At 55.0% G+C, this 11,823-nt stretch carries 12 protein-coding genes and 1 pseudogene; 8 read left to right on the forward strand and 5 right to left on the reverse strand.

Translation table 11 applies throughout. From position 1 onward, the window contains the following. On the forward strand, nt 1-273 hold a 273-nt coding region (locus BLV81_RS24100; RefSeq protein WP_218134311.1), incomplete at its 5' end, for a hypothetical protein. A 274-nt stretch (nt 274-547) separates the two neighbouring features. Here the strand turns inward: BLV81_RS24100 and BLV81_RS23060 are convergent. The 4 genes and pseudogenes from BLV81_RS23060 to BLV81_RS23075 all read right to left on the reverse strand — a co-directional run bounded on the left by BLV81_RS23060 (nt 548) and on the right by BLV81_RS23075 (nt 4,972). Next, nucleotides 548-2,752: an OsmC domain/YcaO domain-containing protein gene (locus BLV81_RS23060; RefSeq protein WP_092360231.1), complete on the reverse strand. Its 2,205-nt coding sequence runs from the start codon at nt 2,750-2,752 to the stop codon at nt 548-550. 193 nt (nt 2,753-2,945) lie between these two features. Then, nucleotides 2,946-3,086: pseudogene (locus BLV81_RS23065) on the reverse strand (Lrp/AsnC ligand binding domain-containing protein); the annotation flags it as partial. Between the two features lie 169 nt (nt 3,087-3,255). After that, nucleotides 3,256-3,711, reverse strand: coding sequence for a porin (locus BLV81_RS23070; RefSeq protein ID WP_176992942.1), 456 nt, complete (start codon nt 3,709-3,711; stop codon nt 3,256-3,258). A gap of 67 nt (nt 3,712-3,778) precedes the next feature. After that, nucleotides 3,779-4,972 carry a phytanoyl-CoA dioxygenase family protein gene (locus BLV81_RS23075; protein WP_092360233.1) on the reverse strand — a complete coding sequence of 398 codons (1,194 nt, stop codon included), beginning with the start codon at nt 4,970-4,972 and terminating at the stop codon, nt 3,779-3,781. A 97-nt stretch (nt 4,973-5,069) separates the two neighbouring features. Here BLV81_RS23075 and BLV81_RS23080 point away from each other — a divergent pair, with 97 nt between their 5' ends. Continuing rightward, nucleotides 5,070-6,125 (forward strand): LacI family DNA-binding transcriptional regulator, encoded by a 1,056-nt coding sequence (locus tag BLV81_RS23080; RefSeq protein ID WP_092360234.1) that lies wholly within the window; start codon nt 5,070-5,072, stop codon nt 6,123-6,125. Between the two features lie 102 nt (nt 6,126-6,227). Here BLV81_RS23080 and BLV81_RS23085 read toward each other — a convergent pair whose 3' ends face one another. Further along, nucleotides 6,228-6,695 (reverse strand): Lrp/AsnC family transcriptional regulator, encoded by a 468-nt coding sequence (locus tag BLV81_RS23085; protein ID WP_092360239.1) that lies wholly within the window; start codon nt 6,693-6,695, stop codon nt 6,228-6,230. A 136-nt stretch (nt 6,696-6,831) separates the two neighbouring features. Here BLV81_RS23085 and BLV81_RS23090 point away from each other — a divergent pair, with 136 nt between their 5' ends. From BLV81_RS23090 to BLV81_RS23115, 6 genes are all read left to right on the forward strand, one after another. Next, a complete protein-coding gene (locus BLV81_RS23090) occupies nt 6,832-7,899 on the forward strand; it encodes an ornithine cyclodeaminase (RefSeq protein WP_092360235.1) in 1,068 nt (355 codons plus the stop codon). A 66-nt stretch (nt 7,900-7,965) separates the two neighbouring features. Beyond that, entirely contained in the window at nt 7,966-8,877 is a 912-nt protein-coding gene (gene rocF / locus BLV81_RS23095) for an arginase (protein ID WP_092360240.1), read from the forward strand. 163 nt (nt 8,878-9,040) lie between these two features. Further along, on the forward strand, nt 9,041-9,820 hold the full coding sequence (locus tag BLV81_RS23100) for a basic amino acid ABC transporter substrate-binding protein (protein ID WP_092360236.1): 780 nt from the start codon (nt 9,041-9,043) through the stop codon (nt 9,818-9,820). 38 nt (nt 9,821-9,858) lie between these two features. Then, entirely contained in the window at nt 9,859-10,611 is a 753-nt protein-coding gene (locus tag BLV81_RS23105; protein ID WP_092360237.1) for an amino acid ABC transporter permease, read from the forward strand. Further along, nucleotides 10,608-11,333, forward strand: coding sequence for an amino acid ABC transporter ATP-binding protein (locus BLV81_RS23110; protein ID WP_092360238.1), 726 nt, complete (start codon nt 10,608-10,610; stop codon nt 11,331-11,333). Before BLV81_RS23105 ends, BLV81_RS23110 begins: the two co-directional genes overlap by 4 nt. Nucleotides 11,334-11,487: 154 nt before the next feature. Next, the coding region (locus tag BLV81_RS23115; protein WP_255365436.1) for a lyase family protein at nt 11,488-11,823 on the forward strand (336 nt) is incomplete at its 3' end.

The following is an 11,823-nucleotide window of genomic DNA, read 5'->3' on the forward strand; positions in this document are numbered from 1 at the left end:
GGCGCACTTCTTGACGAAGACTTTGAAACGGGTCAAAACCGAGATGAGTCTGCACGTACTTGCCTACAATTTGAAACGTGTAATGCAGATATTGGGTGTCGACCGATTGATGCGAGAGATCCGGGCCTGAAGGGCTCTTTTTGCTGTGAAAATGAACGTGATTTGGAGCGGATTGCGGCGGTTTTTAGACTGCCACTCAAAAAATATTCCGTGCCGCAGACGGAAAAACTCGTCAGAATAAACCGCTCTCGTGACTTGGATGGCGGTCGTTGAACACGTTATTGATCGTGCCAACGAATTTCTATGTTTTTACACACTCTGGGCCTGAATCGGACTCTGAATCGGACTCTGAATCGGACGCTGAATCAGACGCTGAACAAGCGCTCATTCAAACCTTGGCTTGTACTAGCTCAGTGCTTGACCTGACAGCGCCTGTCAGGTCAAGTCCAGTTCGGCCCGCCATGATGCACGCGGACACAGATGGTCGCTCTGGTATCGAACGCTGGGGGATGAACGGCATCAGCGCATCCAGCCGTGACTCGTAACCCTAACTGGTTGTAACCGCCGCATTGGCCCTAGCCTTATGCAATTTTTTGTAGCTGTCGATCAGGCGCTGGTGCCTATCGAGACCCTCCAGTTTCATACTCGTTGGCGTTAATCCGAAGAAGCGTACGCTGCCGTCCACTGACCCCATTACCGCATCCATCCGAGCGTTGCCAAACATCCGGCGGAAATTGACCACGTAATCGTCCAGTTCCAAGTCGTCATCCAGCAACACCTCTAGCACCACATTCAAGGCCTGATAAAACAATCCGCGCTCGACCGTGCTGTCGTTGTACTGCAAGAAGGCTCCTACCAGCTCATGCGCCGCCTCAAATTGCTGTAAGGCGAGATGAATCAGCAGCTTCAACTCGAGAACTGTTAGTTGCCCCCATTCCGTATTCTCGTCAAACTCGATACCGATCAATGTGGCGATGTCGGAATATTCATCGAGCTCACTGTTATCCAAGCGCTCAAGCAGCGCTTCCAGGCTGGCATCGTCCAGGCGATGCAGATTCAAAATATCGGCGCGGAACAACAGCGCCTTGTTGGTGTTATCCCAGACCAAATCTTCTATCGGGTAAATTTCCGAATAATCGGGCACCAGAATCCGGCAGGCTACGGCGCCTAAATTGTCATACGCCGCCATGTACACCTCTTTGCCCATGTCTTCGAGAATACCGAACAAGGTCGCGGCTTCCTCGGCATTGGAGTTTTCACCCTGGCCAGAAAAATCCCATTCAACAAACACAAAATCCGCTTTGGCACTGAAAAAGCGCCATGACACAATGCCGCTGGAGTCGATGAAGTGTTCGACAAAGTTATTTGGCTCAGTCACGGCCTCACTTGCAAAGGTGGGCTGTGGTAATTCGTTCAAGCCTTCAAAACTTCGACCCTGTAGCAATTCCGTCAGACTACGCTCCAGCGCTACCTCCAAGCTTGGGTGCGCGCCGAATGAGGCAAACACACCGCCTGTCCGCGGGTTCATCAAGGTAACGCACATCACTGGGTACACCCCTCCCAGCGACGCGTCCTTCACCAGCACCGGAAAGCCCTGCTCTTCCAACCCCTGAATGCCAGCCAGAATACCAGGGTATTTCGCCAGCACTTCCTGCGGCACATCAGGCAATGCGATTTCACCTTCCAGAATTTCGCGTTTTACCGCCCGTTCGAAAATTTCCGACAGGCATTGCACCTGCGCTTCGGCCAGCGTGTTACCGGCACTCATGCCATTGCTGACGTATAGGTTTTCGACCAGGTTGGACGGAAAATACACCACCTCGCTGTCCGACTGTCGCACATACGGCAGCGAACAGATACCGCGCTGCACATTGCCGGAGTTGGTGTCGATCAGATGCGAGCCACATAACTCGCCGTCGGGATTGTAAATTTGCAGACAGTACTCATCCAGAATTTCAGCCGGCAGCGCATCTTTAGGGCCAGGCTTAAACCAGCGCTCGTTCGGGTAATGTACAAACGCCGCGTTGGCGAGGTCTTCGCCCCAAAACGTGCCGGCGTAGAAATGGTTGCAATTCAGTCGCTCGATATACTCTCCTAACGCCGACGCCAACGCGCTTTCTTTGGTCGCTCCCTTGCCATTGGTAAAACACATCGGCGAGTGCGCATCGCGGATATGCAGTGACCACACATTGGGAACAAGATTGCGCCACGAAGCGATTTCAATCTTGATGCCCAGGTTGGCCAAAACGCCTGACATATTGGCGATGGTTTGCTCCAGCGGCAGATCCTTGCCAGCAATATAGGTGCTGACGTCAGAAGCGGGCTTCAACGTCAGCAAGGCCTGAGCATCGGCGTCCAGGTTCTCTACCTCTTCAATGACAAACTCGGGTCCGGCTTGCACCACTTTTTTCACTGTACAACGCTCGATGGAGCGCAAAATACCCTGGCGGTCTTTGGCAGAAATATCCGCCGGCAACTCAACCTGAATCTTGAAAATCTGCTGGTACCGGTTTTCCGGATCAACAATATTATTCTGCGACAGGCGGATATTTTCAGTAGGAATATTGCGAGTTACGCAATACAACTTCACAAAGTACGCTGCACACAAGGCCGATGAGGCCAGAAAATAATCGAAGGGACCAGGCGCTGAGCCATCGCCCTTATAACGGATAGGCTGGTCGGCCACTACCGTGAAGTCATCGAACTTGGCTTCAAGACGTAGCTTATCGAGAAAGTTGACCTTGATTTCCATGGGGGAATTCTCAAAATGATGTAGCCGCTATTATCCGTCGCCACGCCGGTACCGTGCAATGTATCGATGGTTTCCTCAGACGCTGCCCCATACTGGCTGAAAGCGCAATGCTTCCAGCCATCCACATAAATCAGGGCAGTCATCAGCACGCGCTAGCGCTGCTGCTGTGCTTCAAACTATCAAATGCTTTGCATCAAAGATATTCCATCTCAATCGGCAAACTCGACAACGGTTTGACTTCTTCCAGGCAGATCATGGAACGCACGCCGGCCACGCCCGGCACCTGCATCAATCTGTCGGTCAAGAAATGCGACAAGCTTTTCAGGTCATCGGCGGCACGGCGCCGCGCCAGGTGCGGCAGGCGATACAGCATTTGCGGCAGCAACTGGGCTAAATCAAACACCGAATCAAGCGCTCATTCAAACGTCATCGTAGCCAACTTGTGATGCGGGAGACACCCTCGGGTGTCCCGGTTTTAGATACCTGAAGGCGTCTCCCGAGAATCAGAAGGAGGTGACCATACCCAAATAAACACCGCTCTGATTCCGGCCAAGGGCTGGATTATCGAAATTGCTGTTGTTAGTGCCAGGATTATTTCCTGCTACACCAAAATTCGAATTTTCACCGTTCATTACATGGGCTACGGTACTGTACAAGAACGTCCGTTTGGAGAGATTGTACATTCCACCTACAGCTAACAAGGTTGCATGCCCCGACGCATCATGAGCGGCGTCACCGTTGCCGCTGCCGACTTTAACGCGATAGACAGCGCCGTCCAATAAGAACTGCGGGTTCAATTGGTACTTCGCCCCGATCCATACGTGGTCAGCCGTTTTTGCCAGGCCGATAGGTGTGTCTGGAGCATTGAGATGATTGTAGCCCGCCATCATCGTCAGGTTGTCATAGGTCGCAGCCGCCCCAGCGAAAAGTTCGTTGGAGTAGAGGAAGACATTACTCAATTGTCCATTGGAATCACGTAACGTATGGTGCTGAATTACACCTAAACCAGATCCGTATTTGTACGGATCAGGCTTCCCGTTGTGCGGCTTGCCGACGAATCGCTGAGGCGAAAATGTCAGCCTTCCACGACTCTCTGAGCGCCCGGGCGAACAACATTTGCTGGCTTTCCGGCGCAAGACCGCCCACAGGCGGATCATAGTCAAGGTTCGTGGGAAACGGATACCCCTCAGCGCACGATGCAATGACCGTATCGGTTTCAGCTTCGGTCATCTTTGACATCACGAGCTTATCCAGCAGGACCGGATACAAGACCTCACACATTCTTGCCCGATTCAACGACTCCATTGCGCGACCATAAGCTGAGGAAATCTGCAGCAGATTGGCCATGCGCTGAACGCTTTCCGTCCGGTTTTCCCCTGCTGCATGAAAGAGTGCGGGACTGAAGAAAATCACGTCGCCTTTCTCGAGTGGCAACTGAATATAGTTGGCCTCAAAGTAGTCTCGAAAGTCCTGGCGCCGCCATGCAAGATAGCCTTCAGCGTACCGCTGCGAAAACGGCAGCAGCTTGGTGGGGCCGCTTTCCACGGGCATATCGCTGTGGGCGACGGCACCTTGCAGCGTCAAGAAAGGTGACATCGTATGGACATGCGCTGGATAGCGCTCGGCCTGGGCCACGGTCTGGAATCCCAGGTGATAGTCTCGATGCGCCTGTTGTGCGCCGCCACCCGGCCGTACGACATTCACCTGCGACGTCATCTGGAAGCAAGGGCCAAGCCATGCTTCCGCTACGGCGACGAGCATCGGGTTGGCGTAGTAACGGGCGAACACGGACGGAGCGTGCAAGCAGAGTTTTTGCTGCGCGTTCCATATCCTGTCGTTGGCTCCCGCCTTTGCGAAATGATCGGCGGCAGCTCCGCCAGTTTCTCGCTCGTTGCAGATGATCGCTTCGAAGACCGCTGTCGCATCGTCAATCGGCGCGGGATCGGGAAAGGCGCGCTTCAGCACCAGCACACCCGCACCGTGGTTCATGACCTCCGCCCACTCATCTTGCAGAGCGGCGCGACTTGCCGCGTCGTCGAGCAGGCGACTCAACCCGGCACAGTCGTAAATCGGCACCTGTTCACATATTTCGCTGGCGTATTCGAGTTGAACGTCATCGCGGCGGTCGTGCAAGACTACTAGGAAGTCGCGCAGCGAACAGTCCTGCTCGTGATATCGTCCGCGTCGCTTTTCGTCTGGGTGTAACTGGGCTTGATCCATGGCGTCTCCTCACGTAATCCGTTAAGAATACCTCTCCTGCAGCGACTTGCGTTACCATAAACACCTCAAAAACACCTCAATCAGAATCAGTGTCCCCATGACGCATCGCTTTCTCATGAAGGAAATCGCCCTGCAGGCTGGAGTTGGCCTGGCCACGGTCGACCGGGTACTGAATGGCCGGCCACACGTGCACGAACGCACCCGGCAACGGATTCAGCACGCGATCAAGGAGCTTGAAAGACAGCAGTTTCAGCTAGCGACCAGCGGCCGAAAGCTCGTCGTCGACGTCCTCGTGGAGGCTCCGGGCAGATTTTCCGAAGAGATCCGTGAGGCATTGGAATCTGAACTTCCGATGCTCCGCCCGGCCGTGTTTCGGCCGCGGTTCACGATGCAGGACACCATGACGACTACTCAGGTCGTGGACGCACTCGAGGCGGTGGGCCGTCGAGGCAGCCATGGCGTATTTCTCAAGGCACGTGATGTCCCCGAGATATCGGAAGCAATCACAGGACTGCAGCAACGAGGCATCCCTGTTGTGACCATTTTCACCGATATACCGGGGTCGGCGCGGATAGCCTACGCGGGTCTCAACAACCGGATGGCGGGCGCAACGGCGGCCTATCTCGTCGGCCAGTGGCTTGCCCGGCCACAGGGGAATGTCCTCGTAACGATGAGCGATTCCTGCTTCAGGGGCGAAGAAGAGCGCGAAGCCAGCTTTCGCGACGAACTGCGCAGACGCTATCCGAAATTGACGCTGATAGACGCCAGCGGTGGGCACGGGCTCGATGCTCAGACTGAGGAGCAAGTGCGAAGAGCCGTCGGTAGAAAAAGAGAAATCGCGGCGGTGTATTCAATGGGAGGTGGGAATGTCGCGATACTCCGTACCCTGCATGCCATGAAGAAAGCGCCAAAGTGCTTCATCGCGCATGACCTCGACAGGGACAACATTCGTCTGCTGCGAGACGGGCAGATTAGCGCGGTATTGCATCATGACCTGCGGCAGGATCTAAGAAACGCTTGCCACCAAATCATGCATTTCCACAAACTGCTGCCCGTATCGGCCATTGGCGATTCATCGTCTGTGGTTGTCGTCACCCCGGTAAACGTTCCGCAATATATAGACCGTCGTTTTGGTAAAACCCATCAGGAATAGTCTATTTGCCACGCCAGTTCCTGTGACGGCTCGATGATCGGCACGCGCTAGCGCTGCTGCTGTGTATCAAACTATCAAATTCAAACAATCAAATGCTTTGCATCAAAGGTACTCCATCTCAATCGGCAAGCTCGACAAAGGTTTGACTTCTTCCAGGCAGATCATGGAACGTACGCCGGCCACGCCCGGTACCTGCATCAATCTGTCGGTCAAGAAATGCGACAAGCTTTTCAGGTCATGTGAAACCACTTTGAGCATATAGTCAAAGTCACCTGAAATCGTGAAGCATTCGATAATCTCGGGAAACGCTTTGATTACCTTTTCCACTTCCCGCACCTGCTTGAACTGATCGCGATCCAGCGACAGCGCGACGAATGCAACAACCCCCAAGCCAACTGCCGACGGCGCCACCAGCGCCGCGTAACGGCGAATTACCCCCTGCTCTTCCAGCGCCCTGACCCTGCGCAAGCATTGCGGCGCCGAAAGATGAATGCTTTCACCGATCTCGACATTGCTGGCCCGGCCGTCATTTTGCAGCAATTCAAGAATTTTTTTATCGATCTTGTCCATGATGTTTTCCATTTCCATGCAATAAAGCTGCGTATTTCACCTCTAATCTACACAATTACGAACGCAAATTTCCAGTATTTATATGTAAAATTTCCTGCATCGAAATCAACCAGAGCTACTTCAAGCACTATCTACCATGGTCAAATACATCGGAATCCACGAACTGCAAACATTTCTCGCCAGCAATCCTATCGAGCGCGTCATCGAGTCCATCGCTGCTTATATCGAGGAGGATTACCTGCGCTGGTCGCATTTTGAAAAAACTGCCCGGCTGGCCAGCCATTCCGCGGTCGGCGTGATCGAGCTGATGCCGATTTCCGACGGCAATTTATATTCTTTTAAATACGTCAACGGACATCCGCAAAACACCAACGATGGATTGATGACCGTCACCGCCTTCGGCGTACTGGCCGACGTCAATACCGGTTACCCGCACCTGCTTAGCGAATTGACGCTGACGACAGCATTGCGTACCGCAGCGACCTCGCTGCTGGCAGCGCGTCATATGGCGCGCAAAGACAGCCGCTCAATGGCGCTGATCGGCAACGGCGCACAAAGCGAATTCCAGGCAATTGCTTTCCATCGCTTGCTCGGCATCACTGAATTGCGCGTATTCGATGTGGATCCTGCCGCCACGCAAAAGCTGTGCCAGAACCTTGCCGCCTATGCCGATACCGGCTTGCGCATTGTCCGCGCCAACAGTATTGCCGAAGCAGTGCGCGGCGCCGATATCGTCACAACGGTGACGGCCGACAAGCGTAATGCGGTAATCCTGACGCCAGACATGATAGAACCCGGCATGCATTTGAACGCGGTGGGCGGGGATTGCCCGGGCAAAACGGAATTACATCAAGATATTCTGAAGATGGCGCGCGTGATTGTCGAATTTGAGCCGCAATCGCGCATTGAGGGAGAGCTGCAACAGATGCCGGCGGATTTTCCGGTCACCGAATTCTGGCAAGTCCTGTCCGGAACGGCCCGTGGCCGCGACTCTGAACAGGAAGTCACCGTGTTCGATTCTGTCGGTTTTGCGCTGGAAGATTTTTCGGCATTGCGGTATCTTGACCAACAGTTGGGCGACGACTACGTACAAACGATCGATCTGATTCCGCAACTGGCCAATCCGAAAGACTTGTATGGCGCGGCAATTTCAGGTATTCCAGTGAAAGCGAGCCAGTCGCCAGCCGCCGTCGTGGCAGCCTGAGGACTATGCTTGAGCAATGCAGACGTAGCGCCTGACCAGACAAAAATGATTAAACATGGGATTTTGATGAAGACAATCAGATTGATAGGCGCACCGAGCGATATCGGCGCCAGCCGGCGCGGCGCCTCGATGGGACCGGAAGCTCTGAGAGTGGCGAACCTGCAGCAGGCGCTGCAACAGCACGGCCTGCAAGTCAACGATGCCGGCGACCTGAGCGGCCCGGCCAATCCGCAACTGCCGCCGGTCGACGGCTTTCGCCACCTGGCCGAGGTAAGTGCCTGGAACCACAGTATCTATGAGGCGGTACTGGGATCCTTGCGCGATAGCCAGCTGCCGGTCTTGCTGGGAGGCGACCATGCGCTGGCAATCGGCTCGATCGCCGCAGTGGCCCGGCATTGCAGGGAGACCGGCAAGAAGCTGATCGTGTTGTGGCTGGATGCACATAGCGACGCCAACACCAGTTCGTCGACGCCGACCGGGAACATCCACGGCATGCCGGTAGCCAGCCTGTTGGGGCGCGGTCCCCAGGAACTGGTCAGCATCGGCGGCCATGTGCCGGCTCTGGAACGGGACGTGATACGGCAAATCGGCATACGCAGCGTCGATCATGAAGAAAAGCGGCATCTGGTCGAACTGGGCTTGAAGGTTTTCGACATGCGCTATATCGATGAGCACGGCATGCGCACCACGATGGAGCACGCGCTGGCGCAAATCGACGAGCATACCCATTTGCACGTAAGCTTCGACATCGACTTTCTCGACCCGTCGTTCGCGCCTGGCGTTGGCACGGCTGTGCCCGGCGGGCCGACCTATCGCGAAACGCAGCTGTGCATGGAAATGATCGCCGATACCGGACGTCTGGCGTCGCTGGACGTCATGGAATTGAACCCGGCATGCGACTTGCGTAACCAGACTGCCGAGCTGGTGGTTGAATTGCTCGAAAGCTTGTTCGGCAAATCGACCCTGATCCGCGCTTGAGTCTATTGGCAGGCTTATCCAAGGACAAGAATGAAGCGCTCGATTTTTTCGATTCATCAACTGCAGGAAATAGCCATATTCAATAATCACATTCGATAGTCACACCCGATATCCACATCTAACTAAAACATTTAGCACATTTCATCAACCCGGGAGAAGTATCATGTCGTTCAAGAAATTTGCCTTGCTTGCCAGCAGCGTTCTGGCCTTTGCCTTGCCAGCCGTTGCCGTCCACGCCGCCGATCAGACGTATGTCGTCGGCGCCGGCGGCACCTACCGTCCGTTTGAATTCGAGACAGCGAAGAAGGAGCTGGTCGGCTTCGACATCGACATCATCAAGGCGGTCAGCAAGGCTTCCGGCTTCAACATCAAACTGGTCAGCACGCCTTGGGAAGGCATCTTCGCCACCGTCAACCAAGGCGACCGCGACATCCTGATTTCCGGCATCACGATTACCGACAAGCGCAAGGAAATGGTCGATTTTTCCCTGCCGTATTTCCCGGCCGATCAAGTGATCATCGTCGGCGACGGACCGAAGGTGAGCGGCCTGGCCGACTTGAAGAAACTGCAGGTCGGCGTGGTCAATTCCAGCACCGGCGACATCGTCGTCTCGGATGAGATCGGCAAGAACAATGTCGCGATTCACCGCTTCGACAATACGCCGCTGATGCTGGAAGAACTGTATCGCGGCGGCGTCGATGCTGCGGTCGGCGATGTCGGTGTGATCAAGTTCTACATCAAGAGCCATCCTGAGAAGAAATTCAAGGTCGTCGGCGACAACAAGTTTACCCGTCAGTATTTCGGCATGGCGGTGCAAAAAGGCAACAAGGTGTTGCTCGACAAGATCAACGCCGGCCTGAAGAAAATCGTTGCCGACGGCACTTACGCCAAGATCTACAAAGAATGGTTTGACGACAATGTGCCTACGCTGCCGCTGCAATAATCCGCGCAAGACCTGATTTCCTCTACACGGATTCCATTATGTTTTCTTCATTCCACTGGCAAATCATTGACGAATACCTGCCCTTGTTCATCGAGGGTACGTGGATGACGCTGAAGGCCGCGGTCATTTGCGTGATCGCCGGCACCTTGCTGGGTCTTGTGCTGGGCGTCGGCCGCCTGGCCGAGGCACGGCACGGATTTTATAAATATTTCCTGCGCTACGCGGTGCAGCTGCCGGTGCGCTTCTACGTCAGCTTCTTTCGCGGCACGCCGCTGTTCGTGCAGATCCTGCTGATCCATTTCGCCTTGATGCCGTTATTGATCAATCCGACCGGCGGCTGGATCGTCAACGGCGAACTGGCGCGGGAAATCCGTTCGCAATACGGGGCTTTCCTGTCGGCGGTGCTGGCGATTTCGCTCAATTCCGGCGCCTACGTATCGGAAATCTTCCGGGCTGGCATCCAGTCGATCGATCGCGGTCAAAGCGAAGCGTCGCGTTCGCTGGGGATGAATTATCTGCAGACCTTGCGCAAGGTCGTATTGCCGCAGGCGTTCCGGCGCATGCTGCCGCCGCTGGGCAACAACGCGATCGCCATCGTCAAGGATTCGTCGCTGGCTTCGGCGATCGGCCTGGCTGAACTGGCTTATGCCGCACGCACGGTATCCGGCGCCTATGCGCGCTACTGGGAACCGTATTTGACGATCTCGCTGATTTACTGGGGCATTACCTTGCTCCTGTCGGCGTTCGTCGAACATCTTGAAAAAAGGTATGGCAAAGGTGATGCACGGTGATACACGTTAAACAACTGCAAAAAAGTTACGGCAGCGCACATATCCTGCGCGGCATCGATTGCGATATCGCAGAAAGCGAGGTGGTCTGCGTGATCGGTCCGTCGGGATCCGGGAAGAGCACGTTCCTGCGCTGCCTGAACGGTCTGGAAGAAGCGTCCGACGGTGAAATCCTGGTCGACGGCGTCATGGTCAATGACCCTGCTATCGACCTGAATGCGATGCGGGCCGGTGTCGGCATGGTATTCCAGCGCTTCAATCTGTTTCCGCACATGTCGGTGCTGGAGAATCTGATCATGGCGCCGATGCAGGTCAAGAAGATGTCGCGCAAGGATGCCGTAGTGGTGGCCGAAAAGCTGTTGCTGAAGGTTGGCCTGCTGGACAAGATCGACGCGTTTCCAAACCAGTTATCTGGCGGCCAGCAACAGCGAGTGGCCATTGCACGGGCGCTGGCGATGGAACCCAAGGTCATGTTGTTCGACGAGCCGACTTCGGCGCTCGACCCGGAACTGGTGGGTGAAGTGCTGACGGTGATGAAGGCGCTGGCCGAAGAAGGAATGACGATGGTGGTGGTCACGCACGAGATGGGTTTCGCGCGCGAAGTGTCCGACCGCGTATTCTTCATCGATCAGGGTGTCATCATGGAACAAGGGCCGCCGCAGCAGGTGCTGGGCGCGCCGCACAATGAACGCACCCGCGACTTTCTGCGGAAGGTGCTCCTGTAGATAGATTTTTTCCGTCGCTGCGCAATCGGACAGCAGCGGCGGAATTTTTCGCTTGTTTGCGCTTATACGGCGACTGGCCGCATTAATCGCATGACTTTCCCATGTTTCACACTATCCCCAACGCACGATTCAATCCCCGGCTCACTACATAATTATGACAGCACAACTCTCCAAAAAAGGCGAAGCCTGGTCGGCTCGTTTTTCCGAACCGGTCTCCGACCTGGTCAAACGCTACACCGCCTCGGTATTTTTCGACAAACGCCTGGCCGCAGTCGATATCCAGGGTTCGCTGGCCCATGCCGAGATGCTGGCATATCAAAAAATCATCAGCGCCGACGACCATGCGGCCATCCAGAAAGGCATGAGCCAGATCCAGGCTGAAATCGCCGCCGGCAAATTCGAATGGCTGCTGGACCTCGAAGACGTCCACCTGAACATCGAAAAACGCCTGACCGAACTGGTCGGCGACGCCGGCAAACGCCTGCATACC

Source organism: Collimonas sp. OK242, from assembly GCF_900107095.1.
GTDB lineage: Bacteria > Pseudomonadota > Gammaproteobacteria > Burkholderiales > Burkholderiaceae_D > Collimonas.

What these genes read in the sequence shown, in the direction of transcription:
- BLV81_RS23060 (WP_092360231.1), bottom strand. Translation starts at nt 2,752, where the DNA reads ATGGAAATCAAGGTCAACTTTCTCGATAAGCTACGTCTTGAAGCCAAG.
- BLV81_RS23075 (WP_092360233.1), bottom strand. Translation starts at nt 4,972, where the DNA reads ATGGATCAAGCCCAGTTACACCCAGACGAAAAGCGACGCGGACGATAT.
- BLV81_RS23080 (WP_092360234.1), top strand. Translation starts at nt 5,070, where the DNA reads ATGACGCATCGCTTTCTCATGAAGGAAATCGCCCTGCAGGCTGGAGTT.
- BLV81_RS23085 (WP_092360239.1), bottom strand. Translation starts at nt 6,695, where the DNA reads ATGGACAAGATCGATAAAAAAATTCTTGAATTGCTGCAAAATGACGGC.
- BLV81_RS23090 (WP_092360235.1), top strand. Translation starts at nt 6,832, where the DNA reads ATGGTCAAATACATCGGAATCCACGAACTGCAAACATTTCTCGCCAGC.
- rocF (WP_092360240.1), top strand. Translation starts at nt 7,966, where the DNA reads ATGAAGACAATCAGATTGATAGGCGCACCGAGCGATATCGGCGCCAGC.
- BLV81_RS23100 (WP_092360236.1), top strand. Translation starts at nt 9,041, where the DNA reads ATGTCGTTCAAGAAATTTGCCTTGCTTGCCAGCAGCGTTCTGGCCTTT.
- BLV81_RS23105 (WP_092360237.1), top strand. Translation starts at nt 9,859, where the DNA reads ATGTTTTCTTCATTCCACTGGCAAATCATTGACGAATACCTGCCCTTG.